Source organism: Cellulomonas carbonis, assembly GCF_014636275.1.
Taxonomy (GTDB): domain Bacteria; phylum Actinomycetota; class Actinomycetes; order Actinomycetales; family Cellulomonadaceae; genus Actinotalea; species Actinotalea carbonis.
This window is the reverse complement of sequence record NZ_BMEB01000004.1, coordinates 359839-383386: the sequence shown is the minus strand read 5'-3', so window position 1 is coordinate 383386 and position 23548 is coordinate 359839. Positions and strand designations below refer to the sequence as shown.

The 23548-nt window shown below is 69.9% G+C and carries 27 protein-coding genes and 1 pseudogene; 13 read left to right on the top strand and 15 right to left on the bottom strand.

All coding sequences use genetic code 11. The annotated features are described in order from the left end of the window. Positions 1-684: 684 nt before the first annotated feature. The 4 genes from IEV86_RS14115 to IEV86_RS14100 form a co-directional block, all read right to left on the bottom strand. Positions 685-876 carry a YHS domain-containing protein gene (locus IEV86_RS14115; RefSeq protein ID WP_161784040.1) on the bottom strand — a complete coding sequence of 64 codons (192 nt, stop codon included), beginning with the start codon at positions 874-876 and terminating at the stop codon, positions 685-687. A gap of 112 nt (positions 877-988) precedes the next feature. Beyond that, positions 989-1615: a peroxiredoxin family protein gene (locus IEV86_RS14110; RefSeq protein ID WP_043605762.1), complete on the bottom strand. Its 627-nt coding sequence runs from the start codon at positions 1613-1615 to the stop codon at positions 989-991. 1 nt (position 1616) lies between these two features. Further along, on the bottom strand, positions 1617-2612 hold the full coding sequence (locus IEV86_RS14105) for a cytochrome c biogenesis CcdA family protein (RefSeq protein WP_052426154.1): 996 nt from the start codon (positions 2610-2612) through the stop codon (positions 1617-1619). Between the two features lies 1 nt (position 2613). Further along, the gene (locus IEV86_RS14100) at positions 2614-2913 is read right to left on the bottom strand and encodes a glutaredoxin family protein (protein ID WP_043605770.1); all 300 of its coding nucleotides are present in this window, start codon (positions 2911-2913) and stop codon (positions 2614-2616) included. Between the two features lie 133 nt (positions 2914-3046). Here IEV86_RS14100 and IEV86_RS14095 point away from each other — a divergent pair, with 133 nt between their 5' ends. Beyond that, a complete protein-coding gene (locus IEV86_RS14095) occupies positions 3047-3769 on the top strand; it encodes a response regulator (RefSeq protein WP_229734651.1) in 723 nt (240 codons plus the stop codon). Further along, positions 3766-4893: a sensor histidine kinase gene (locus tag IEV86_RS14090; protein ID WP_043605776.1), complete on the top strand. Its 1128-nt coding sequence runs from the start codon at positions 3766-3768 to the stop codon at positions 4891-4893. Before IEV86_RS14095 ends, IEV86_RS14090 begins: the two co-directional genes overlap by 4 nt. On the opposite strand, the gene IEV86_RS14085 is transcribed toward IEV86_RS14090, so the two are convergent. Together IEV86_RS14085 and IEV86_RS14080 are read right to left on the bottom strand one after the other, a co-directional pair. Continuing rightward, positions 4865-5116 carry a DUF2933 domain-containing protein gene (locus IEV86_RS14085; RefSeq protein ID WP_152605626.1) on the bottom strand — a complete coding sequence of 84 codons (252 nt, stop codon included), beginning with the start codon at positions 5114-5116 and terminating at the stop codon, positions 4865-4867. The genes IEV86_RS14090 and IEV86_RS14085 overlap by 29 nt on opposite strands. Positions 5117-5145: 29 nt before the next feature. Next, complete coding sequence (locus IEV86_RS14080; protein WP_043605782.1) at positions 5146-5385, bottom strand: hypothetical protein; 240 nt, start codon at positions 5383-5385, stop codon at positions 5146-5148. Positions 5386-5723: 338 nt separating this feature from the next. Between IEV86_RS14080 and IEV86_RS18240 the strand changes: the two genes are divergently transcribed. The 3 genes from IEV86_RS18240 (at position 5724) to IEV86_RS14065 (ending at position 9484) form a co-directional block, all read left to right on the top strand. Next, positions 5724-5909 carry a heavy-metal-associated domain-containing protein gene (locus IEV86_RS18240; RefSeq protein ID WP_368731356.1) on the top strand — a complete coding sequence of 62 codons (186 nt, stop codon included), beginning with the start codon at positions 5724-5726 and terminating at the stop codon, positions 5907-5909. Positions 5910-6004: 95 nt separating this feature from the next. Continuing rightward, entirely contained in the window at positions 6005-8311 is a 2307-nt protein-coding gene (locus IEV86_RS14070) for a heavy metal translocating P-type ATPase (protein ID WP_043605786.1), read from the top strand. 543 nt (positions 8312-8854) lie between these two features. Then, on the top strand, positions 8855-9484 hold the full coding sequence (locus IEV86_RS14065; RefSeq protein ID WP_043605829.1) for a DUF305 domain-containing protein: 630 nt from the start codon (positions 8855-8857) through the stop codon (positions 9482-9484). A gap of 123 nt (positions 9485-9607) precedes the next feature. On the opposite strand, the gene IEV86_RS14060 is transcribed toward IEV86_RS14065, so the two are convergent. From IEV86_RS14060 to IEV86_RS14040, 6 genes and pseudogenes are all read right to left on the bottom strand, one after another. Next, on the bottom strand, positions 9608-10204 hold the full coding sequence (locus IEV86_RS14060) for a thioredoxin-like domain-containing protein (RefSeq protein WP_052426155.1): 597 nt from the start codon (positions 10202-10204) through the stop codon (positions 9608-9610). A gap of 186 nt (positions 10205-10390) precedes the next feature. After that, a complete protein-coding gene (locus IEV86_RS14055) occupies positions 10391-10708 on the bottom strand; it encodes a hypothetical protein (RefSeq protein WP_229734650.1) in 318 nt (105 codons plus the stop codon). A 137-nt stretch (positions 10709-10845) separates the two neighbouring features. After that, positions 10846-11112 carry a hypothetical protein gene (locus IEV86_RS14050; protein ID WP_043605789.1) on the bottom strand — a complete coding sequence of 89 codons (267 nt, stop codon included), beginning with the start codon at positions 11110-11112 and terminating at the stop codon, positions 10846-10848. 127 nt (positions 11113-11239) lie between these two features. Beyond that, complete coding sequence (locus IEV86_RS14045; protein WP_438501598.1) at positions 11240-13231, bottom strand: copper-translocating P-type ATPase; 1992 nt, start codon at positions 13229-13231, stop codon at positions 11240-11242. Positions 13232-13591: 360 nt separating this feature from the next. Then, positions 13592-13735, bottom strand: a pseudogene (locus tag IEV86_RS18290) (heavy-metal-associated domain-containing protein); the annotation flags it as partial. Positions 13736-13846: 111 nt separating this feature from the next. Continuing rightward, positions 13847-14161, bottom strand: coding sequence for a hypothetical protein (locus tag IEV86_RS14040; RefSeq protein ID WP_152605627.1), 315 nt, complete (start codon positions 14159-14161; stop codon positions 13847-13849). A gap of 598 nt (positions 14162-14759) precedes the next feature. Here IEV86_RS14040 and IEV86_RS14035 point away from each other — a divergent pair. The 7 genes from IEV86_RS14035 (at position 14760) to IEV86_RS14005 (ending at position 20583) form a co-directional block, all read left to right on the top strand. Then, positions 14760-15593: an amino acid ABC transporter substrate-binding protein gene (locus tag IEV86_RS14035; protein ID WP_043605799.1), complete on the top strand. Its 834-nt coding sequence runs from the start codon at positions 14760-14762 to the stop codon at positions 15591-15593. A gap of 10 nt (positions 15594-15603) precedes the next feature. Beyond that, the gene (locus IEV86_RS14030; RefSeq protein WP_043605801.1) at positions 15604-16272 is read left to right on the top strand and encodes an amino acid ABC transporter permease; all 669 of its coding nucleotides are present in this window, start codon (positions 15604-15606) and stop codon (positions 16270-16272) included. Further along, positions 16259-17050, top strand: coding sequence for an amino acid ABC transporter ATP-binding protein (locus tag IEV86_RS14025; protein ID WP_043605803.1), 792 nt, complete (start codon positions 16259-16261; stop codon positions 17048-17050). Before IEV86_RS14030 ends, IEV86_RS14025 begins: the two co-directional genes overlap by 14 nt. 100 nt (positions 17051-17150) lie before the next feature. Continuing rightward, on the top strand, positions 17151-17381 hold the full coding sequence (locus tag IEV86_RS14020) for an SHOCT domain-containing protein (protein WP_306460076.1): 231 nt from the start codon (positions 17151-17153) through the stop codon (positions 17379-17381). A gap of 179 nt (positions 17382-17560) precedes the next feature. Continuing rightward, positions 17561-18250 carry an ATP-binding cassette domain-containing protein gene (locus IEV86_RS14015; RefSeq protein ID WP_081978688.1) on the top strand — a complete coding sequence of 230 codons (690 nt, stop codon included), beginning with the start codon at positions 17561-17563 and terminating at the stop codon, positions 18248-18250. Beyond that, positions 18247-19737: a hypothetical protein gene (locus tag IEV86_RS14010; protein ID WP_043605809.1), complete on the top strand. Its 1491-nt coding sequence runs from the start codon at positions 18247-18249 to the stop codon at positions 19735-19737. The genes IEV86_RS14015 and IEV86_RS14010 overlap by 4 nt, the downstream gene beginning before the upstream one ends. A 375-nt stretch (positions 19738-20112) precedes the next feature. Then, complete coding sequence (locus tag IEV86_RS14005; protein ID WP_043605812.1) at positions 20113-20583, top strand: thiamine pyrophosphate-dependent enzyme; 471 nt, start codon at positions 20113-20115, stop codon at positions 20581-20583. A gap of 207 nt (positions 20584-20790) precedes the next feature. Here IEV86_RS14005 and IEV86_RS17980 read toward each other — a convergent pair whose 3' ends face one another. Continuing rightward, positions 20791-21384: a YHS domain-containing protein gene (locus IEV86_RS17980; protein WP_229734649.1), complete on the bottom strand. Its 594-nt coding sequence runs from the start codon at positions 21382-21384 to the stop codon at positions 20791-20793. Between the two features lie 205 nt (positions 21385-21589). Here IEV86_RS17980 and IEV86_RS18330 point away from each other — a divergent pair, with 205 nt between their 5' ends. Next, positions 21590-21805 (top strand): four-helix bundle copper-binding protein, encoded by a 216-nt coding sequence (locus IEV86_RS18330; protein ID WP_498067585.1) that lies wholly within the window; start codon positions 21590-21592, stop codon positions 21803-21805. 352 nt (positions 21806-22157) lie between these two features. On the opposite strand, the gene IEV86_RS13995 is transcribed toward IEV86_RS18330, so the two are convergent. Both IEV86_RS13995 and IEV86_RS13990 read right to left on the bottom strand, forming a co-directional pair. Continuing rightward, positions 22158-22826 carry a thioredoxin-like domain-containing protein gene (locus IEV86_RS13995; RefSeq protein ID WP_043605814.1) on the bottom strand — a complete coding sequence of 223 codons (669 nt, stop codon included), beginning with the start codon at positions 22824-22826 and terminating at the stop codon, positions 22158-22160. 240 nt (positions 22827-23066) lie between these two features. Further along, positions 23067-23225, bottom strand: a complete 159-nt coding sequence (locus IEV86_RS13990) for a hypothetical protein (protein WP_188484715.1) — start codon at positions 23223-23225, stop codon at positions 23067-23069. Positions 23226-23548 lie beyond the last annotated feature (323 nt).

Below are 23548 nucleotides of genomic sequence, written 5' to 3'. Positions count from 1 at the left end.
TCGCTCATCAGCCCTCCTGTGGGCATCAAGAGCGACCATCCTCCCCAAGCCCGACGAGCTCCGGAAGTGTCAACGACCCGACGGGGTCCTCGTCACGCCGCTGCATGTCCCGGGACGCGCCACTGAACCAGACATCGACACCCGCCGCGCCGGGGCGACGCTCAGCGGAGCGGTGCGGCTGATGACCGAGTTCGCCGACCACGGCGCCCATGCATTCGCCCGCATCAGCACCGATCACACCATTTACATGCCCGCCCGCCACCTCACCGGAGACGAGGTCACCGACGACCCCGGACTCGCAGCCGCGCACCTCCTTGGCGACTGGATCCCCGCCTCACCCGGGCGCCTTCGCGCCGTAGCGACGCTCCACCAGGCACTACGCACACACCCGCTGCCCACCCCCGTCGGCCCACAGTCCCACGCGACCACTCACGCTAGACGCGGCAAGCGACCCGATCCGACGAGCGGCTTTCCGCTGAACGCAGCAGCCCTATGCCGGCGGCTGACTGCCCCGAGCTTTGCGATCCGCCGCGGGTCGGGGGCGCACAAGGACCGGGAAAGGCGAGCGACACCATTGAGGTCGGTCAAGGTCGCTCGCCCACCTTCGTCATCGCCCGGTTCACGTGCGTCTTGACGGTCAACGGGTAAGAAGCATCTGCTGCGGCGGCCCCATCGGGAGCCGGCTCATGTTCGACACGACGGGACAGAGGACGCCGCAACGTACCGGTCGGGATCGGCGGCGAAGGTGGCGCCGCAGTGGCTGGAGCAGAAGAACAGCTCCTGCCCTTGGAAATCCGCGGCCGCGGCTGCCCGCGCGACGCGCACCACCGTTCCGCACACGGGATCCGTCGCAGTCCTGGTGATGAAGATCGCCATCACGGCCTCCTTGGTCCTACCTCGGACGGGAATTGACGGGGTCGCCGTCTTATGAGGGACGACGACGGCGCGGTGCCGGAGCTCCCTGGACATTGCGCCGTCTGCGGGAGGATCAAAGCTTGCCGAGCGCGATGTCCAGGAGCTCGGGCGGGTCCAGCCACATCGACGGGTAGTTGCCGTACCAGCGCTGCACCCCGTCGCTGTCGATCAAGATGAAGCCGTGACCGGGCAAGCCCTCGTGCATGCCGGTGCCCAGGGTCCCGTACGCCTCGGAGACTGTGCCGTCGTCCAGGGCGAACGGAGCGTCGACGCCCAGCCGCTCGCGGTCCGCGTTGATCTGGTCGGCGGTGTTCATGACGATCGGCAGGACCTCGATGCCGGCCTCGGCAAAGCCGGGCTCCTGCTCGATCTTGGCCATCTGGACCAGGCAGGAGTCGCAGCCGGCGCCCTCGTTGAAGTAGAGAATCACGGGGCTGCCTGCGTAGTCCGAGAGCGAGACGGTGGAGCCGTCGCTCATCGGCAGCGTGAACGGCGTGGCATCCATCGCCTCGCTGCTCGTCTCAGGACGAGCCGACAGCAGCGCAGCGACGACCACGCCGATCAGGACGAGGACCGCGGACGACGAGGCGATTCGGACGATCAGGGTTCGCTTGCGCTGCGCCGCTTCCTGCTCCTTGCGTGCCTGCTCGAGCTCCTCCTGTCGCTCGGCCTGACGCCTGATCGCGGTTCCGGAAGTCATGTCAGTCCTTGTCGTCGAGGGCAGCGGCCGTGGCCGTGCCGGTGGTCGAGGTGGCATGGCAGCCTGGCTCTTCGGCGGGTGCCATGGGTGCAGCGGCGGTGGGGTCGGACGCGTCGCGGGTGGGACGGCGCCAACGGAGGGGGTGCTCGGCGAGCGTGGCCCAGACGAAGACGGCGGCGATCAGGAGGATGCCGAGTCCCTGAATCCACTCTGGGACGGGGCCGAGGACGGCCTGAACGCCCGCGAAGACGCCGGTGAGCGCCTCGCTGGCCCAGGCCTGGGCGGCGGTTCCGCCCGTCATGTCCTTGGACCCGGCGAGAGCGACGATGAAGGCGCCCATGATCACGAAGGCGACGGCCACCGCGGCGTTGACGGTGTTCGTGGCGATGAGGTGCCCCGCGACCCGGAACCGGACCGGCTTGGCGCGCAGGAACCGCTTCTCCCCGAGCTGCGCCTTGTCCCAGACCAGCGCCATCACAAACAAGGGGAACACCATGCCGAAGACGTAGGCGACGCCGAGGGTGAAGCCGCCGATCGGCGAGCCAGAGAGCACGGAGAGAGTCATCACGCCCGCGAGGACGGGGGCGCAGCAGCTCGACGCGATGCCGGAGAAGACCCCGAGCGCGAAGAAGCTGGCGGAGTCGCCCCGCGTTGTGTCAGGGGCGCGGAGCATCGACGGCATCGACCACATGCGGCCAGAGAGGGCCAGGGCGGCGAGGGCGAACATGAGGAGGCCGCCGGCCCAGTAGAGCTGCTGGTGGTACTTCGCGATGGCGCCCGACAGCAAGCTCATCCCGAGTGTGATGGGAACCAGGACCAGGCCCAGTCCCGCGGCGAAGACGAACGTGAGGGGCAGCAGCCGCCACCGGCTGTTCTTGACGGCGCCGGCCAGGTAGCTCGGCGCAAGGAACACGATGCAGCAGGGCGCGAAGAGTGCGACGCCGCCGGCGAAGAAGGCCGCCAGGATACTGCCCGTCGTCAGGAGCTCGGATCCCACGTCAGCGGCCCACCGTGGTCAGGCGCGCACCGCGCGACTCGAGGAGCTTGATGAACTTCTTACGCGGCAACCGCCCCGAGCTGAAGAACTCCTCGTCGACCAGGACGAGCGGGTTCATCGCCGGGCGGTGCTTCCCCAGAAGGGTCCGGCCGACCGGTGAGTCGATGTCCACCACCGAGACGTCGATCGCGTACTCGCAGCGCAGCTCGTGCAGCGCCTCCTCCGCGTCGTCGCAGAAGTGGCAGGCAGCGCTGTGCACGAGGGTCACCGCAATCGGCCGCGGGGTCGTGTCTGTGCTCACGAGGACTCCTTCGAGATGCTGACACCTGCACTGTCGGGCATTCGCACGTCGCGGCTGATCTCCCTTTGATGGAGGTTCGATGAAGAGCGCCCGGGGCGGCCCCCCGTCCCGTCCGGTGGCCGACAATGGTGCCGTGAGCACATCCACTGGTCCCCTGGCACCGCGCGCGTTGGTCGTTGACGACGAGGCTGCGCTCGCCGACGTCGTCACGAGCTACCTGGTCCGCGACGGGTTCGAGGTGGAGGTCGCCCTAACCGGTGAGGACGCGTTGGCGCACGCCCGCCTGCTGGACCCGGACGTCGTCGTCCTCGACCTCGGTCTTCCGGGCATCGACGGCATCGAAGTGTGCCGCCAGCTGCGTACCTTTTCCGACTGCTACGTGGTCATGCTCACGGCGCGTACCGAGGAGATCGACAAGCTCGTCGGTCTGTCCGTAGGTGCTGACGACTACGTCACCAAGCCGTTCAGCCCGCGCGAGCTCGTCGCGCGGATCCGCGCCATGCTCCGCCGGCCGCGCGCCGCCGTGGTGCCCCGCTCGCACGACGCCACTCCCCCGATCGTGATCGGCGACCTGACCGTCGACGTCGCCGCGCGTGAGGTGCGTGTCGGCGACGAGCTCGTACGGCTGACCCGCACTGAGTTCGACGTGCTCGCGGCTCTCGCAAGCCGGCCGAACGCCGTCATGAGCCGGGCGGTGCTCATCGAGGCGGTGTGGGGAGGGACCTGGGTCGGGGACGAGCACCTCGTCGACGTGCACGTGCTGCACGTGCGGCAGAAGCTCGGTGACACGGCCGATCAGCAGCGGTACGTGCGCACGGTGCGAGGCGTGGGCTATCGCATCGGCACCGGCGCGTGATCGTGGTGCGGGGCGGTGGACTTGGCCGTCGGCTGCTGGCCGCACTCGCTCTGGTCTTGGCGACGGCAGCATTGACGGCGTGGCTCGTCGCCGGTGCCGTGGGTCCGTACATCTTCCACGACCACCTCATCTACCAGGGCACCCGAACCTCGGAAGAGGCCGTGGCGCACGCCGAAGCCGCGTTCCGGACGGCCAGCGGACTCGCGCTCTCGATCGCGCTCGGCACCGCGGTCGTGGCAGCCCTGACCGTGAGCCTCGTCCTGACGCGGCGCATCGGCACGTCGTTGGCCGCCCTCACGAGCGCGGCGCGCCAGGTCGCGGGTGGCCGTTACGAGGCGCGTGTCCCAACGCCCAACATGGGCCGCGAGTTCGAGGAGCTGGTGGACGCGTTCAACCAGATGGCGGCTCGGCTCGCATCGAGTGAGCGCTTGCGGCACAGGCTCCTCGCGGACGTGGCGCACGAGGTTCGGACTCCCGTCGCGACGCTCAGCGCCTACCTCGAAGGGCTCGAGGACGGCATCAAGGAGTTGACCCCCGAGACCGTCGCGCTCTTGCGTGCGCAGGGAACGCGCCTCACGAAGCTCTCAGCGGATCTTGCGGCGGTCACGAGGGCCGAGAGCGGCGAGCTTCAGCTCTCGATGGTCGAGACGTCGCCGGCCGAGGTGCTTCGCCTGGCGCACCTTGCCGGCCGCGATCGCGCCGCCGCGGCGGGGGTGGATCTCGGCCTCGATGAACCGGCCTCGGCGCTGCCCCCAATCGTCATCGATCCCGATCGGATCGCCCAGGTGCTTGGAAACCTGGTGGACAACGCGCTGCGGCACACGCCCGCGGGCGGTCGCGTCACTCTGGCCGCGGCTCGGGTGCAGGATGGAGTGGCCCTGACGGTGGAGGACACCGGCGGAGGGATCGCGGCCGAGCACCTTCCCCACATCTTCGAGCGCTTCTACCGTGCCGATACGGCGCGGGACCGTCACAGCGGCGGCTCCGGGATCGGGCTCGCGATCACCAAGGCGATCGTGGAGGCGCACGGAGGGAGTGTCCGCGCCGAGAGCCCGGGCCGGGGCCGCGGTTCACGCTTCGTCGTGACGTTGCCTCTCAGCGCTCCGAAACGAACGGCTCGTTGACCCGCTGAGCCGGGATGTCTGTGCCCTGCCCGTGGCAGCCCGGCGCGTTGTCGGCCGGCTGGCCGCCGTGCTGGTGACCGCCGGAGGACTGGCGGCCCATGAACCACATCATTCCCATCATGCCCAGCGGGCACGCCAGGAGCAGACCCCATGTGACGGCCTGCTGCCAGCTGACGCCGAAGACAATGGCCAGCAGCGCGACACCCGCGCCGCCGATGAGCATGTGCCTACCGTGGGTCTTCATGTGACCGTTCATCGAGGTCCCCTTCCTGCGGCCTCCAGGCCGTCGAGTTCGTCGCGGATGAGTCGGTACGTCTCCGGGTCGATGTCGCCCCGGGCGAGGCGGGCGTCGAGCGTGGCCCGAGCACTCCCGCCGGACTGGACCGGGAACATTCGCGAGATCGCCCAGATGACCAGGGCCACGATCACCAGCCAGAAGGCCACCATGCCGATCCACCCGCTGACGCCCATCTGGCCGCACCAGGGACCCATGGCGCACTCCTCACCGCTCGATACCTCGACCGCCGCGCCGTTGCCGGCGCTGGCAGCAACGGTGCAGCGGCGGGGTCAAGAACCGACGCCGGAACGATGAAGATCCGCTGAAGGCGAAGCCCAGAGGGCGGGCGTGACCAGGTCCGCTGTGCTCGGCCGGCGCGGGTCGATGAAGACTCCATCGCTCTCCATGAAGAGTCGCTGAAGACCTGTGCGAAACGGCCCTCGGGCCCTGACGTCGTGCCGCCGCGGCGGCCTACCGTGCGGCTGGGGCGCCTCGACGCGCGCCCTCCGGCGAACGGGGAGAGAGGACGCAGCGGACGGACGTGTTCAGCGGCATGTCTCGTGCCCGGGCCATCACCGCTGTCGCGGCAGCGATCGCAGCTCTTCCCGGCGTCGAGGACGTGAAGGTCCACCTGGCCACGGGCGAGGTGGACGTCCACGGGCCTGAGCAGCCGACCCTCGCGGACCTCCGAGCAGCGGTCTCTCGGGCGAGCTACGAACTGATGGGAGTTGTGCGATGAACAGCCCGGTCCTGCGACTAACGGGGTACGCCCTCGTCCTCGTCATGGTCTTCGCCGCTGCCCTCGGGCTCGGCACCGCCGTGGGGGGATGAGCCATGACCACAGAGACGACCTCGGCGCCCAGTCTCGACGCGACCACGGTCGACCTCGTCGTCGGCGGCATGACCTGCAGTTCCTGCGCCGCACGCATAGAGAAGAAGCTCAACCGCATGGCCGGCGTCACGGCGAGCGTGAACTTCGCGCTCGAGTCCGCCGCGGTCCGATTCGCAGCCCCCGTGACGGTGGCCGACCTCATCGCAGCGGTGGAGGACGCCGGCTACACCGCGGCCGTGCCTGAGCCGCCGGCGGCCACCGACGAGTCCGAAGGCGAGCGCGACTCGAGCGCGGAGGTCGACCCGGACGTCGAGCTCCGGCGGCGGCTCGTGATCACCACCGTGCTGACGCTGCCGACCCTTGTCATGGCCATGCTCCCTGCGGCGCAGTTCGACCACTGGCAGTGGCTCTCGCTCACGCTCGCCTCCCCCGTGGTGGTGTGGGGTGCTCTCCCGTTCCACCGAGCCGCGTGGAAGAACCTCCGGCACGCGACCGCCACGATGGACACCCTAATCTCGGTGGGCGTGATCGCGGCCTACGCCTGGTCGGTCTACGCGCTCTTCCTCGGCGACGCCGGGATGCCGGGGATGCGGATGGGCTTCACGCTCTTCCCCGAGCCCGGCGCCGGCAGCGACGAGATCTACCTGGAGATCGCCGCCGCACTGACGATGTTCATCCTGCTCGGCCGCTACTTCGAGGCGCATGCCAAGCGACGGTCCGGTGCCGCGCTGAAAGCGCTTCTGGACCTCGGGGCCAAGGAGGTCGCCCTCCTGCGCGACGGACCCGACGGCCCCGTCGAAGCGCGCGTCCCGATCGAGCAGCTCGCCGTTGGGGACCGCTTCGTCGTCCGGCCCGGGGAGAAGGTCGCCACCGATGGCGTCGTGCTGGAAGGCACCTCGGCGATCGACGCGGCGCTGCTCACCGGCGAGCCGGTCCCAGTCGAGGTCGGCCGTGGTGACGCTGTCACGGGCGCGACGGTCAACGCTGGCGGCCGGCTCGTCGTCGAGGCGACACGCGTGGGCGCAGACACCAAGCTGGCGCAGATCGCCACCCTTGTCCTGGCGGCACAGTCCGGCAAGGCCGCGGTCCAGCGGCTCGCGGACCGGCTGTCTGCCGTGTTCGTGCCGATCGTGATCGCCCTGTCCGTCGGCACACTCGGGTTCTGGCTCGGCCTATCCGGCGACGCGGTGTCGGCCTTCACCGCGGCTGTCGCCGTGCTGATCATCGCCTGCCCGTGCGCACTCGGCCTCGCGACGCCCACGGCACTTCTCGTCGGCACCGGACGCGGCGCGCAGCTCGGAATCCTCATCAAGGGCCCGGAGGTGCTCGAGTCCACCCGCAAGGTCGACACCATCGTCCTCGACAAGACGGGCACCGTCACGACCGGTCAGATGGCGCTGCAGCACGTCGTCCCGGCGGCCGGGGTCGACGGGACGCGGGCGCTCTTCCTCGCAGCGACCCTGGAGAACGCCTCGGAGCACCCGATCGCCGCCGCGGTGGCCGAGGGTGCGGTCGAGCGGGGCATCGCCCTTGGGAACGTTGAGCAGTTCCGCAGCACCCCCGGTCGGGGTGTTGAGGGTGTCGTCGACGGGGAGCGTGTTCTCGCCGGCCGGGCCGCGTGGCTCGCGCAGAGCGGTCTCGTCCTCCCCAGCGAGCTCGCCGCTGCGCTTGACGAGGCGGAGGAAGCTGGGCGGACCGCCGTGGTGGTCGGGTGGGATGGATCGGCCCGTGCCGTCATCGTGGTCGCCGACATGATCAAGCCGACCTCCGCAGAGGCGATCTCCCAGATCCGCAGCCTCGGTCTGACGCCTGTCCTGCTGACGGGCGACAACGCGCGCGCAGCCTCGGCGGTCGCCCGACAGCTCGGCATCGAGGACGTGATCGCTGAGGTGCTCCCAGAAGAGAAGGTCGCCGTGGTGAGCCGGCTGCAGGCCGAGGGCAAGACGGTGGCAATGGTCGGTGACGGGGTCAACGACGCCGCGGCGCTCGCCCAGGCGGACCTCGGGCTGTCGATGGGCACCGGGACCGACGCCGCCATCGAGGCGTCTGATCTGACTCTCGTGCGTGGCGACCTGCGGTCCGCGGCCGACGCGATCCGCCTCGCCCGGCGGACGCTCGGCACGATCAAGGGCAATCTCTTCTGGGCGTTGGCGTACAACGTGGCCGCGATCCCCCTGGCGGCGTCCGGGCGGCTCAACCCGCTGGTCGCCGGGGCGGCGATGGCGTTCTCGAGTGTCTTTGTGGTGTCGAACTCGCTGCGGCTGCGCCGGTTCCGTGCTTGGTCACAGGTCACCGAGGAGGGCGCGTGACGCCCGGCCACCCCTGGGCGTCGAGACGACCGAAGCCGGCCACCGACCGGCCGACGCTCGGGTCCTTCACGGGGTGCCCGTCCGGTGGCAGATCGGCTCGCAGTCGCTGAGCTGCGCCGCCTCCCTCCGCGCGCCGGACCTTGGCCTCGACTACATGTCGCTGGAACCAGGCGTCACCACGCTGTCCTTCACGCGCGACGAGCCGGGCGTGTACGTGTCCACGTACGCGACGAGGTGTTCGCGGGGACGGTCACGGCCGCGGCCCAACCGGAGAACGGCCCAGGCTTCAGCGAACCTTCATAGAAGGTATGGCGATCCTCAGGGCACATGGCCGACGCTGGGATCACCGGGCGCCGGTGACCACCGGGCGCGCACAGAGATCCAGGAGAGTTTCGTGACCGACTGCTGCAAGAGCGACACAACCGAGGCTGCCGGCTGCTGCGGAGGCGAGTCCGCCACCGTTGCCGTCGACGAGGGGTGCTGCGCGACCCAGCACGCCTGAGCCCGATCCACAGATCAGCGCCGACCTCCTGGGAGATCCCGATGACGACCACCCGCCGCCTCGCGGCACCCGCCGCGGCCCTCGCGCTCGCACTTGCCCTCGCCGCCTGCTCGACGGAGGCCGAGGAGGCCCTGGCGACACCCGCGAGCCAGGCCACGACCGAGGACGACAGCACCACCGACGCCGACGACCCGGCTGCGCACAACGATGCCGACACCGAGTTCGCCCAGATGATGATCATCCATCACCAGGGTGCCATCGAGATGGCAGAGCTGGCGGTGGAGCAGGCCACGACCGAGGAGGTTCGCGCACTCGGCGAACGTATTGCCGCTGCGCAGGGGCCTGAGATCGACCTGATGTCCGGGTGGCTCGACACGTGGGGCGAGGAACAGCCCGAGGGCGCCGAGATGGGCGGCATGGGTCACGAGGGCATGGAGATGGACGGCATGGACCAGACGACCGTCATGGCCGAGCTCGGCAGCCTCAGCGGCGCGGAGTTCGACCGCCGGTTCCTCGAGCTCATGATCGAGCACCACAAGGGCGCGATCGTCATGGCCAAGTCCGAGCGGGGCGACGGCGAGAACGCCGAGGCGACTCGCCTCGCTCAGAAGATCATCGATGACCAGACCGCCGAGATCACCGAGATGACCAGTCTCCTGAACTCGCTGTGACGCCTCGTCCGACGGCCCTGCCCATGTCGTCGGACGAGGAACAGGGCGCGAGGGCGGGTGTCCCCAGCGGAGCTCGGGACGCCCGCCCTCGCGTTGTCGTCGGGCGTTCCGGGTAAGGCCGGTTCAGCCGGCGGGCGTTCCTACGCCGTCGGAGCAGGGGGCTCCGGGTTCAGGTGTCTGCTCGCCGTGGACGTAGCGAGTGAGGGAGGCGTCGAGCCGTTCGTCGTCGATGGAGTCCAGCTCGAGCTGCACGCCCCACGCCGTCGCGACGACGGGTGCCACCAAGGCCCCGTACGGGCTGACGAGCACGTACGGCTCGCCTTGCGCGATCTCCTTGAGCCGGGTCACTGCCACCTCGTCGAGGTCCGTCCGGTAGGTCAGCCACACGTTGCCGTGCTCGAGCGAGTGCACGGCGTTCTCCTCGCGAACGGGCTGGTCGTAGGAACCGCAGTTCTGCGGTGTCGGGTCGTGGTCGCCGCCCACGGGCGGGGGCGCGCTTCCCACGGCCTCCGCGCCTCCTGGAGTGGGGGTAGGCGTGGTCGCTGGGTAGGCGACATCGCCGGAGACGTGCCCAGCGGAGGGGACGTCGACGTCCTTCTCGCCGACGATCGGCTGCTCTGCGGCGGCGTCCAGTCGGGCGTTCTCCTGGGCGCGGTTCGCTACGACGATCGCGACCGGGACGATCGGCCCGGCAGCGACGACCGCGGTCACCAAGATCATCAGCCTCCACCGCCTGCATTCCGCCTGCTCCTGCGCGGCCTTGAGGGCCGCGGCTCCGCCCTCCTGGCCTCACGGGAGTTCCTCGAGCTCGAGTTCACTGCGCACCCCTTCGTCGACAGGGCAGGGACACGGCCCGATCACGGGGCGATCGGACTTGCTCTGCACCTGGTCACGCGCGGGGGGCCGTCAGTCGTGGTGGCCGTCGTCGTGCACGACGGTCACCTCGTCCGGGGTCGGGTCGGACGTCCCACTGATCCACGGCCCGACGACGAGCGAGGAGATCATGAACATGAGGGCGAAGGCCGCTAGCGCGACGACGGGTGCCCACCAACTTCCGACGCGGCGCTTCAGGCGGATGAGCATCGGCACGGACGCCCCGAGGCCGAGGAGCCCGAAGAGCGCCGTCCCACCCGCCCCTGAGACGAGCGCCGTCCCCACCAGTGGCCCCACGTGGTGGAGGACGTGTGGCGCGACGCCTCCGACCGCGCCGAGCGTGCCTGCCACGATGCTGCCCGCTGTGCGCGTGCGGCCCCGGCGCCCAGGAGCGCCGCCGAGATGAGCCAGGTCCGCACCGGGCGGAGCAGCGGTCGTGCCGGTCCCGCGTGGCACCAGGTCGGCAGGCAACTTCGATGTGGGCACTGTCACTGGATGCTCCCCGTGGCGAAGCGCTCCGCCGCGTAGGCCACGCGGCCGTGGATGAGCGCCCCGGCATCGGTGCCCGCAGGCTCCGCTACCTGGAATGCGCCGTCGGCGGACACCGCCCGCCTCAGCTCGCCGGTCTCCACCCAGCGGGCGCAGTGCACCGTCATCCGTGAGCGCCCTGCCCGGTTGAGGCTCAGCCCCACCCGGGCAACTCCGTCGACCGCACAGACCCGCTCGAGCACGTCCGCGAGGCATGCGGCTCTCATCGGACCTTCCACCATCGGTCGCCTGCTGTGAGCCATGCCAATCCCTTCGACGCCGTCCCCATCACCCTCAGCGTGGTCGACCCGGGCTCACGTCGCCTTCATGGCCGGTGAAGATCCGACGAAGACCTCAAGCCAGGGTCTCCGCCGGCACCGCCAGCCGGGACGAGTCCGGTGGCGCCGGCAGCCGCAGGCGCTTGAGGAGCAGAGCGTTGACCGCCACGATGACCGACGAGCCCGACATGGAGAGGGCGGCGATCTCCGGGCTCAGCGAGATCCCGAAGGACGGCTCGAAGACGCCCGCGGCGATCGGTAGCGCGATCGCGTTGTAGCCGATCGCCCAGCCGAGGTTCTGCCGCATCTTGCGCAGTGTTCCCCGGCCGATCCGCAGCGCCACCGGGACGTCGAGCGGGTCGGAGCGCATGAGCACGACGTCGGCCGTCTCGATCGCCACGTCGGTGCCGGCTCCGATCGCGATCCCGATGTCGGCGGTGGCTAGAGCGGGCGCGTCGTTCACGCCGTCGCCGACCATCGCGACGCGCTTGCCCGACTGCTGGAGCTCGGCGACCTTCTCGGCCTTGTCGCCGGGGAGGACCTCGGCGATGACGGTGTCGATGCCGAGCTGCGAGGCGATCCGGCGTGCGGTTGCCTCGTTGTCGCCGGTGAGCATGACGACTTCGGCACCCAGCGCGTGCAGCGCCTCGACGGCGGCCGCCGCGGTCTCGCGGGCGGCGTCCGCCATCGCGACGACGGCGACGGCGCGCCCGTCCACGGCAGCAAGGACGGCCGTGCGGCCGGCGTCCGCCAGACGGTCTCGGGCGGCGCCGAGGGTGCCGAGATCGACCTCCTCGGCGGCCATGAGGCGCAGGTTGCCGACGAGCACGGCGTGACCGTCCACGGTGGCGGTGGCACCGTGCCCGGCGACGTTGCGGAAGCTGCTCGCCCGCAGTCTGCGGGCGCCCGCTTGGTCGGCGTGCGCGACAACGGCGCGCGCCAACGGGTGCTCCGACTCCCGCTCGACCGCCGCGACGAGGGCGAGGATCTCGGCCTCGTCGGCGCCCGGCGCCACGACGACGTCCGTGACCTCGGGCGCGCCCTTGGTGAGGGTTCCGGTCTTGTCCATGACGACCGTGTCGATGCGGGCGGAGGCCTCGAGCGCCGTAGCGTTCTTGAACAGCACGCCCCGACGGGCGCCCAGCCCGGTACCGACCATGATCGCCGTCGGCGTAGCCAGCCCGAGCGCGTCCGGGCACGTGATGACCACGACGGTGATGGCGAAGAGCATGGCCGTTGGAACAGATGCACCAGCGAGCCACCAGACCAGGAACGTGCCGGTCCCGCCGATGAGAGCGACGAAGACGAGCCAGAACGCGGCGCGATCCGCCAGGCGCTGCCCGGGGGCCTTCGAGTTCTGTGCCTCCTGGACCATCGCAACGATCTGCGCCAGGGCGGTGTCCTCCCCGACCTTCACCGCGCGGGCCCTCAGCGTCCCGCTGACGTTGAGCGACGCTCCGATGAGCTGGTCGCCGGGGACCTTCCCCACCGGCAGGCTCTCGCCGGTGACCATGGACTCGTCCGCCTCGGACTCACCCTCGACGACGACGGCATCGACGGGAACCTTCGCCCCCGGCCGGATGAGCAGCGTGTCGCCGACGAGGACCTCGGCGGTGGGCACCTCGTGCTCGACGCCGTCCCGCAGAACCACCGCGCGCGGCGGCGCCAGCTCCAGAAGCGTCCGGACGGCGTCGTTCGCGCCCCCGCGTGCCCGCATCTCGAACCAGTGGCCCAGCAGCACGAACGTGGTCAGGACCGAGGCCGCCTCGTAGAAGACCTCGCCGCCACCGGTGAGCGTCACGCCCACGCTGTACAGCCAGCCGGTCCCGACCGCCACGGCGACCAAGACCATCATGTCTAGCGTCCGGGTGCGCAGCGCCCGATAGGCGCCGTCGAAGAAGATCCACGCGGAGTAGAAGACGACGGGCAACGACAGGATGAGCATGAACACGTCGTCGCGCAGTCCGAAAGGTGCCGCGGCGGTGAATCCCAGGAAGTCGCGGCCGATCATCGAGTAGAGCGTGATCGGGACGGAGAGGAGCGCGGCGACTAGGAACCTGTTGCGCATGTCCCGGACCATGTCCGCCATCGAGCCGCCGCCGTGGTGCCCCCCATGGCCCATGGCCTCGTGGGGCGACGGCGTGCCTGTCGCGTGAGCTGCTCCGTGGCGCTCATTATCCGCGTGCTCGTCGCCATGCCGGTGCTCGGGCGGAGCGGGGCGCGCCGCCGGCTCGGCCTCGGGCTCAGCCGTACGTGCGCTCGGCCCGTGGGGCGTGTGGTGCGCGTGGACGGCAACCGCCGCGGCGGCTGCAGGCATAGGCTCGCTCATCGCGTTGCAGACGTGGTCGGGTACCGAGCGTCCCGAGCAGTGGTACCCGCACGCCTCGACCCACGCCGTGAGGTCGGTCATGGACGTAACCTCGGCGTCGAAGGCGACGGTGGCTGTCTGCGCCACGGCGTTCGCCTCGACACCGAGGACTCCCGGACGTCGGCCCAGCGCCCGTTCCACCGCGGGCGCTGACGACGCCCAGTGCTGCCCACCTACCCGAAGCACGACTCGCCGCTCATCCATCAGGACCTCCTCGTGGCGCAATACCCCTGGGGGGTACTCATGCAACCACGGTGCGGGTACGAGTCATACCCGCGGCGCATCAAGATTCGATGAAGACACCGCCCTACGGCGTCACCGGCCCATGTGACCCGGGCCCATCGGGTCGTCGGTGTCGCGGCCGCCCATCGTGTCGTCGCCGTCGCGGCCGCCCATCGTGTCGTCGCCGTCGCGGCCATCCATCATGTCGTCGCCGTCGCGGCCATCCATCATGTCGCCGCTGCGGCTGCCCATCATGGCGTCGCCGTCGACGCCGTCCATCATGTCGCCGTAGCGCCCGCCCATCATGCTGCCGGGGCCGCCGTCGCGGTGATGTGCGCGGTGCATGCCGGCCATGTCGTCGGCGGCTCCCGCCTGGTCGCGATGGCGCGCGCGGTGCATCGACGCCATCGCGGACCACGACATGTCGTGCACGCCGTGGGAGCCCGCCTCCGGACACGCCTTGATCTGACGGTCGCCATTCCGCGGACCCTCGATGACGGACCAAACGCCCACGGGGGTGGGGCTCGTCCGAGGTGCCGCCAGCGCCGGGGCGACACCGAGGGCCAGTGCTGCGCCCCCGCTGACGACCAGCGCGGCTCTCACGGAAGCTCGCATGGTGAATCCTTTCTCCAGGGTCGGCGGTCCGACCGTTCAGGTCCAGCGTGCGCCCGAGCCGTTGAGACCAGGACCCCGGGACGATGAAGGTTCCGTCAAGGAAGGCCGTCGCCGAGTGACCGGGACGGTGGTGCTCCAGCCCATGTGGTTTCATCGGTGCATGCCGCGCACCACCGCTTCGTGCACGCCCGCGCCTCGCGCGCGCGTGCAGCGGTGTTGTTGTTGTCCGTCGCGCTCCTGTTGAGCCCGGCCATCGCCTCCTGACTGGCCCCGGCTTCTCGACGCCGCAGGCGATCACCTGACGACAACGCCGACTCGGCGCGCCTCCTCCCCCGGCACCGCACCTCGCTCCCTGTGAGGTATTCCGCGCACGACCACGAGAGGTACCTCCATGACCGCACGACGTCTCTTCAACGCCACCGCCCTCTTCCTGACCGCCGCCCTCGCCGTCAGCGCCTGCTCGTCCGACAGCGGCGATGACCCGGCCGCCGAGCCGAGCACGCCAGCTGGCGACTCCGACACCTCGCTCGCAGACGTTCAGGAGGCCGGCGTGCTCGTCGTCGGAACGGAGGGGACCTACCGCCCGTTCTCGTACCACGAGGACGGGTCCGGAGACCTGACCGGTTACGACGTCGAGGTGGCCCGTGCCGTCGGAGAGGAGCTCGGCGTCGAGGTGCAATTCCAGGAGACCCAGTGGGACGCGATCTTCGCCGGGCTCGAGGCGGGCCGGTTCGATGTCATCGCGAACCAGGTCTCCATCACTCCTGAGCGTGAGGGGGCGTACACGTTCTCCGAGCCGTACACCTACAGCCCTGGGGTGATTGTCGTCCGCGAGGGCGACGACTCCATCGGCTCCTTCGCCGACCTGGAGGGCAAGACCACCGCGCAGTCGCTGACGAGCAACTGGTACACGCTCGCCGAGGAGAACGGCGCGACGATCGAGGCCGTCGAGGGTTGGGCCCAGGCGGTAACGCTGGTCGAGCAGGGCCGGGTCGACGCCACGATCAACGATGAGCTGACGTTCCTGGACTACAAGAAGCAGACCGGCGCCGCCGGGCTCGTCGTCGCGGCCGCGACCGACGACGTCTCGCGCAGCGCCTTCACGTTCCGCTCCGGGTCCACCACGCTCGCCGACGCCGTGAACGAGGCACTGGCCGCGCTCGCCGCCGACGGGACCCTCGCCGAGATCTCCGCGGAGTTCTTCGGCGAGGACGTCTCCCGGTAGCGGGAGCCGCGTGTCCGCCAATCAGTGGGACCTGGTCCTCCGATCGCTCGGTCCCATCGCGAGCGGGGCGATCCGAGGCACGATCCCCCTCGCGCTCGGCTCCTTCGCGGGCGGCATGGTCATCGCCGTAGCCGTCGCGCTCATGCGGCTGTCCGGGCGACGGCTGGTGTCGGCGCTGGCGCGCGGGTATGTCTCTCTCATCCGGGGCACGCCGCTGCTGGTCCAGCTGTTCGTCGTCTTCTACGGGCTGCCGAGCCTCGGCGTGGTGATCGACCCGTGGCCGAGTGCGATCATCGCCTTCTCGCTGAACGTCGGTGGCTACGCCGCCGAGGTCGTGCGCGCGGCGATCCTGTCGGTGCCGAAGGGGCAGTGGGAGGCCGCATACGTCATCGGCATGGCGCGTGCGACGGCGCTGCGGCGCATCATCCTGCCGCAGGCCGCACGGGTGTCCGTCCCTCCCTTGTCGAACACCTTCATCGCCTTGGTCAAGGACACCTCCCTCGCCTCGCTCATCCTCGTCACCGAGCTCTTCAAGGAGGCGCAGAAGGTCGCGGCCTTCAGCCAGGAGTTCATGCTGCTGTACATGGAGGCCGCCCTGGTCTACTGGGTGATCTGCCTCGCCCTGTCCGCCGGGCAGGGCGCGCTCGAGAAGAGACTGGACAGGTATGTCGCCCACTGACCCCGACGCCCGGACCGCAGGGGCCCCGCCCCTGCTGGCCGTGACCGGTCTGCGGAAGTCCTTCGGCACCCATGAGGTCCTGCGCTCCGTCGATCTGTCGGTGCACAGCGGCGAGGTCGTCGCCGTCATCGGTGCCTCCGGCTCCGGCAAGACCACCGTGCTGCGGTGCCTCAACGGGCTGGAGGTCGCCGACGCGGGACGGGTGGAGGTCCACGGCTCTCTCGCCGTCGACTTCACGACCCGGCCGGACCGGCGCGCGCTGAACGCCTTGCGCGACCGGTCGGCCATGGTCTTTCAGCACTACAACCTGTTCCCTCACAAGACGGTCCTGGAGAACGTGACCGAGGGGCCGATCGTCGTGCAGCGACGGCCCGTCCGCGAGGCGCGGGAGGAGGCGTTGGCGCTCCTTGCACGGGTGGGGCTGGGCGACCGGGCGGACGCCTACCCGTTCCAGCTGTCCGGCGGCCAGCAGCAACGCGTGGGTATCGTGCGCGCCCTCGCGCTGAGGCCGGACCTGCTCCTCTTCGACGAGCCCACCTCCGCGCTGGATCCGGAGCTCGTCGGAGACGTGCTCCTGCTCATGCGCGACCTTGCTGCCGAGGGCTGGACCATGGTCGTCGTCACGCACGAGCTCCAGTTCGCCCGGGAGGTGGCACACCGCGTGGTCTTCCTCGACGAAGGCGCCGTGCTCGAGGAGGGCCCGGCGCGCCAGGTCCTCACCGACCCGGCGCAGGAGCGCACGCGGCAGTTCATCAGGCGTCTCCTCCATCCGCTCTGACGTCGCGCGGGGGACCTTCATCAGGTCTTCATGGCAACGTGACCGGTCCTTCCCGGTCGCGGAGCGATCCTTGCGTCGGCGAGCTGAGAGGAGTACGGCGATGATGAGCTGGGGCTACGGCATGGGAGCCGGAATGTGGGTCTCCTGGATCATCCTGAGTCTGGTGATGGTCCTCGTCGTCCTGCTGGTCCTGCGCGCCAGCGAGCCGCGCACTCCGCCCGGCCGCTCTGCCGGGCCGCGGACGGCCTTCGAGATCCTGGCCGAGCGGTACGCGCGCGGCGAGATCACCACCGATGAGTACCAAGAGCGGCTGAGTCACCTCTCGTCCTGAGAGGCGTCCGGCCGCCAACGCCCCGGGCGGTGGCATGCCCCCGGCCCCTTCGTGGCCCTCCCGCGCTTCAACAAACCTTCACCGGTTGATAGCCCCGTTCTCAATCCGGCCGCGCTCCACTGGAGGCACCACATACCCCTATGGGGTATCCAAGGTCGAAGTCGATCGAAGGTGAAGCCATGAAGGCGTCGGAGGCTCGCACGCAGGTTCGGCCAGGGAGTGATGCCGCGGAACGTGCCGCGACACTTCTGTCGGCCGTCGGCATCGAGAAGGCGTACCGCCGACTCGGCCGACGACGGAAGCGGGCGATCGTGCTCGCGGGCGCCGACATCGAGCTCTACCCCGGCGAGGTCGTCGGCCTGGTAGGTGAGAACGGCTCGGGCAAGAGCACCTTCATGAAGGTGCTCGTCGGCGCCCTCGACGCCGACGCGGGAACCGTCACCACCCGCGGTCGGATCGGCTACTGCCCGCAAGAGCCGCTCGTGTACAGCCGCCTCACCTGCGACGAGCACATCGAGCTCTTCAGCCGCGCCTACGGCATGTCCGACGCCGACGTACGTCGCAGCCGCGACGAGCTCTACGAGGGCCTGACTTTCGCGCGGTATGCCGCCGTTCGGGTAGACCGCCTGTCGGGCGGCACTCTCTCCAAGCTCAACCTCGCCCTCGCGCTCCTGCCCGACCCCGACGTCCTGCTCCTCGATGAGCCGTACGCGGGCTTCGACTGGGACACCTACCTGCGGTTCTGGGACCTGGTCGAGGCGAGACGGGCTCGCGGCAAGACCGTGCTCGTGGTCTCGCACTTCGTCGTGGACGAGCACCGGTTCACGCGCATCGTCGACGTCCGCGACGGCAGGACGTGGTCCCGATGACCTCCGCGCTGCTGGCCCGGCGGTTCGTCTCCGACCACCTGCGGAACCCGATCAACCTGCTCGTGCTCGTCGCGGTGCCCGTCGCCTTCGTGCTCGTCGCCGCCGGCCCCTTGGCCGAGGCTGGCGAGACGCTCGGGACCGGCGGAGTCTCGATCGACTCGATCACCGCTGGTTGGGCCGCAGGCTTCATCGCGGGCGTCGGCATGTACTTCCAGGTCTCGGCGGCGCGGTTCAGCGACCGCCGCCTCGTCATCGCCGGACTTCCGCGCGCCACCCTCGTCACCGGGCGTCTCGTCTCGGGTGGGGTGCTCGCCGGCCTCGCGTCCGGCTCGGCACTAGCCGCCCTGGCGATCCGCACAGGGCTCGATCAGCCGTCGACGGTGGTCGTGGGGACCGCCCTGTTCGCCGTCATCTATCTCGCGGTCGGCGCGATGGTGGGCTCTGTCGTGGCGAACCCCGTGAACGGCACCATGCTGCTGCTGTTCGTTTGGATTCTCGATGTGTTCTTCGGCCCGGCGATGACCGGAGCCGACACGGCGGCGCTCAGAGTGCTTCCCACGCACTTCGTCACCCTGTGGATCATGGGTGCTGATCCGGGTCATGGTGGACCAGACCCGTTGACGTGGGCGCTGGTCTGGGCCGTCTGTGCGCTCCTGGTCGCCTACGCCGCGGTCCTGCGGACGTCGGCCGTGCGCCGACAACGCCCCCCGCGCCGATCGATGGCGGCGGCTCAGCTGACCGCAGGGCTACGGATGGCCTTCCGCGCCTGGCGCCGCACACCCGTGCTCTGGGTTCTGCTTGCGGCCGTTCCCGTGGTGTTCATCTGGCTCGCCGACGCCGTGACGCCGAGCGGCAGCTCCTCGGTGAGACTTCGCGAGGGCGGCGTGGAGATCGTTGCGATCCTCGACCCCGCGCACATGCATGCGGGCACCATGGCGCCGATCGCCATCGGCTCGCTCGCGGCACTCGCCGGGGTCTTCATCGGCGTCGAGGGGCGCGGTGCGGACCAGCGCCTCGTCCTGGCCGGCCAACACCGCTCCGTGGTCCTCGCCACCCGTGTCGGCGCTGCGCTCACGGCCGCCGCACTAGCCGTCGTGGCGTCCCTGGCTGTCACGGTGCCGCTCTTCGAGGCGCACCAATGGCTCCCCTATGCCCTCGGGAACGCCCTGATCGCCGCGACGTTCGCGCTCATCGGCGTCATCGTCGGACCGCTGGTCGGACGACTGAGCGGCGCCTTGATCGCCTTCCTCATCCCCTTCCTCGACCTCGCCATCGGGCAGAGCCCGATGCTGCAGGACGGACCACCGGCGTGGGCGCGTTTCCTGCCCGGGTACGGGGCGAGCCGGGTGGTGTTCGACGGCGCGCTCACAGAGACCTTCGACGAAGGCAGGGCCCTGGTCGTCGCCCTCGGCTGGATCGTGGGCTTGCTCCTCCTCGCCTCCGTGCTCATCCGGCTCGAGCGAGCCTCTGGGCCGGCCAAAGCCTGACACGGTCGGCGTCGGACGGCTCGACCTGTGCTGCACCACCTCTCAGGTCCCTGCGGGTGGCCTACCGCTGCCCGGCGCGGAGGAGAAGAGGCCTTCTCCTCGCGCTCCGCCGCCGTTGAGGCATAGGCCGCGTCCGTTGTCGTGCCGCGCACCGGATCGATGACGGTCGCCCTTGGCGCGTGACGATGAACGTTTGATTGAGGTTTCAGGCCCGGACCTCGAGGTCCCACGGTATTCGCACGGAGCGCGCCGAGAGTGCTCACAGCCCACCTCAAGGAGCACCGATGAAGCCCGCCCTGCTACGCGTCCTGCCCGCACACGGAGGTCTACTCGAACACCGGTGGACAGGCATCTAAGGCGACACCGCGCGGTGCGGTGGCGAAGTTCGCGTCCGCCGGGAAGCCGACCGCCAAGAAGGACCTTGGCCGCCTCGCCATGAGCTACGGCTCCGTGTACGTCGCCCAGGTCGCTCTCGGGGCCAACGAGATGCAGAGCGTCCGCGCGCTGCGCGAGGCACAGGCATACCCGGGGGTGTCCCTCGTCATCGCATACGCTAGCTGTATCGAGCACGGCATCGACATGACGTCTTCACTTCGCCAGCAGAAGGCCGCCGTGGCGAGTGGCCACTGGCCGCTGTACCGATTCCGGCCGGACGCCGCGCCAGACGGCAGCCTGACCCTCGACAGCAAAGCACCCAGCATCCCCATCGCAGAGTACGCATTAGGCCAGTCCAGGTTTACTCAGCTGGCTCGGCGGGACCCCGAACGTGCCGATCAGCTGCTTGGCCAGATGCAGGCCGACGCCGATCGCAGATGGGCCTATTTTGCTCAGGCGGCGACCACCTGATCACAGATTCGGCGGCTGCGTGAAGACTCGTTCGGACGGTAGCCGGGCCGTCGAGCGTCACAGGCGATGGCCTGCGAATCCTTGGCGGGTCGCGAGCCGACCGCTACCCGGCTGGGCAGCAGCGCGCCCGCGCGTCGCTCTGCCGAATCATCGGCACCGGGGCGTGCCTTCAGAGAACCGGGCCGGGCAAGGTTGCACTAACTCACCTCAGACGAATTTGCTGGGGTCGCTCTGGAACGCGTTCTGGCAGCCCGTGGCGCAGAAGTAGTACGTGGTCCCGTCGTACTCTGCCGTAGCGGCTGCGGTCGCCGGGTCCACGGTCATGCCGCAGACGGGGTCGATCTTGGTGGTCTCACCCATGGCGTTCTCCTTCTCGTCATCGTGGTGATGAGCGCTGTGGGGCCCCTCCGTGGCGACCGTCGGCTCACCTGTACGGTCGATCACGATCTGCGCCAGCCGCTCGGGAACCGGCGTCACTCCCGGCCCACCGGCGGTGAGCCATTGCTCCAGCTCGCACGTCAGGGTGTCACCGGCGAGCGTTTCGAACCACACGGGCCCGACTCCCCTCGCACGCTGGGCCCGGGATGGCCTCGCGACCACCACGTCGCCGCGCTCGCACTCGTCCAAGCACTCGACGTAGGTCATGCGGATGGTGCTCCGAGAAGCGAGGCGGTCCAACCGGGCACGCTGACCGCCCGGCAGCGGGTCGGCGCCGGCGAGTGTCTCGCCGGCGCACAGGGAGCACGCGGTCAGACGCGCGGCGTCCGCGGCGCGCTGGGGCGTGGTGTCGTTGGCAGCCATAGAGACGCAACCGTAAGTGAGGGCGGCTGACGTCCCTTGCCGCCAGGTCTCGTCAGCGCGCAGTCTTCATCGAACCTTCATCGTGTAGGGACTCTCGACAGGGTGGGGCTCCTCTACGACCTCCGTCAACGTCGAAGGCAGCGGGGGACCGGACGAGCGCCCTCGACGAGCAGACCGCCATGAAGGCCAACCGGATGCTCGCGGCATATCGCGCCACGGTCAGTCCCGACCGCGCCCTTCTCGCACGGTCATCGGTGCCGTCACGTGCGCACAGACATGCACGGCCTGTGCGGACGCCTGTCCCAGCGAGGAGTTGGTCGCCGATCGTCGCAACTGCACCCGCTCGAACCTGGATTGCGCCGACAACGTACGACGACCAGCGGCGTCCTCCGCCGCACCGAGTACGGCGTCGACGTCGTGAGGGCTTACCTGGGGGCACGCACCGCGGCCTGTCGGGCTTGGGGGTACGAGTGCGCGCATCTGTCCATGCGCAAGCACTGCTGCGTGCGCGCGGAAGCGTGCCCGAGAGTGCGAAACAGCCTGCAGCGAGTCCCTCGCAGCCATCCGCTGAGGGCCCCGCCCACGAGCACACTCGCCCTGGTCCGGGCCATCCTGGGCAGGACCCCGACGCCCTCGAAATGCCAGGCAAGATGATCGACGAGCAGGATCGCGCGGATGACGAACCCGGTGATCAGCCTGGCGTGATCACAGTGGCTGTGTGCCGTCTCTCGACGTGCACACGGCCACCGTCGTGCCGCTCGCGCTGACTACTTTCAGCCGCCGATGCCGCCCGAGCAGGGAGCGCCCGGCTCAGGCGTCTGCTCACCCTGGGCGTACCGCTCGATGAAGGCTTCCAGCCGCTCGTCAGCGACCGAGTCGAGCTCGAGCTGCACGCCCCACGCGGTCGCAACGACCGGTGCCGTGAGGTCCTCGTAGGGGCTGACGAGCAGGTAAGGCTCAGCAGCAGCCAGCTCACCAAGGCGCTGCACCTGGCCAGCATCGATGTCAGGTCGGTAGGTGATCCACACCGCTCCGTGCTCCAGGGAGTGCACAGCGTTCTCGTCGCGGACCGGCTCGACGTAGACCCCGCAGTTCTGCACGGTGGGGTCGTGGTCCCCGCCGAGCGGGGGCAGGCGTCCCTCAGCAACGGCGACCGTCGGGGCCGCCCCGTCCGGGACGTCCGTCGTGACGTGCGCGGCGGACGGAACCTCGACCACCTGCTCGCCCTCGATCGGCTCGCTGGCGGCCGCTGCCACCTCGCCATTGCGTCGCTCAGCGTCGGCGAGCACCAGGGTTACCGGCACAGCCAGGGCGACCACCGCGACGATGACGGCCGTCCAGATGACTCGAGAACGTCGACGTTCCGCGCGACGCTGAGCGGCCTGGAGCTCAGCGAGCCGCTCTCGTCGTTCGTCGCGCCGGTCACGCTTGGTCGCTCCCACCGCTCACCTCCGTGATTCCACGTCCCACCGACGCGAGAGTGGCACGCTACCCACACGGGCGGGTAGCACCCGCCGCCGGCGCCGGCGCCATCCGAACCTTCATCAGATCTCTATGGTGCCGAGGGCGGTGTCAACACGCCCACCGAGGTCCGTGCTCCTCGCTCGGCGCCTCTGCCCACCTTGGCCACGAGCGCCTGCCCGGAGGCAGCAGCGGTCAAGTCCCTGGACGCGATGCAGCGCTTAGGTGCGAACCGTTGCTGCCCAGGTCGTGAGGGCGAAGGGCTGGTTGGCCTCTCCGGGGTCGGCGGTCGTGACCAGGTTCAGGCGGGCGCAGTGCAGGACGTCGAGAGCGAGGTAACGGCGTCCCTCGGCCGACTCGTCGTGCTGCTCGGCCAGCACGGCTTCGACGAGAAAGTCACGGGCGCTACACCGCGATCCGGGACGCAGCTCGGGCCTGCGAACCTAGGTCGAGCAAGCCCGCCGCGGCTGGCCGAAGGTTCTGACTGACAGGACCTTCCTACGGACCTCGATCGGTGCGCGGCATGCTCACGGCGACAAGTGACACGCTGCGTGCGCGGGCGGGCGTTGCTCGCCCGTGAGCTCCGTCGCTTCCTCGGCATTGACGATGACGTGACTCACCAGCGCGGCCGGGTATCCCGCCATGCGCGAACGCCGCCGCATGGCGGGCTGACCTGGACCTTCAGCGAACCTTGATGGAGCCC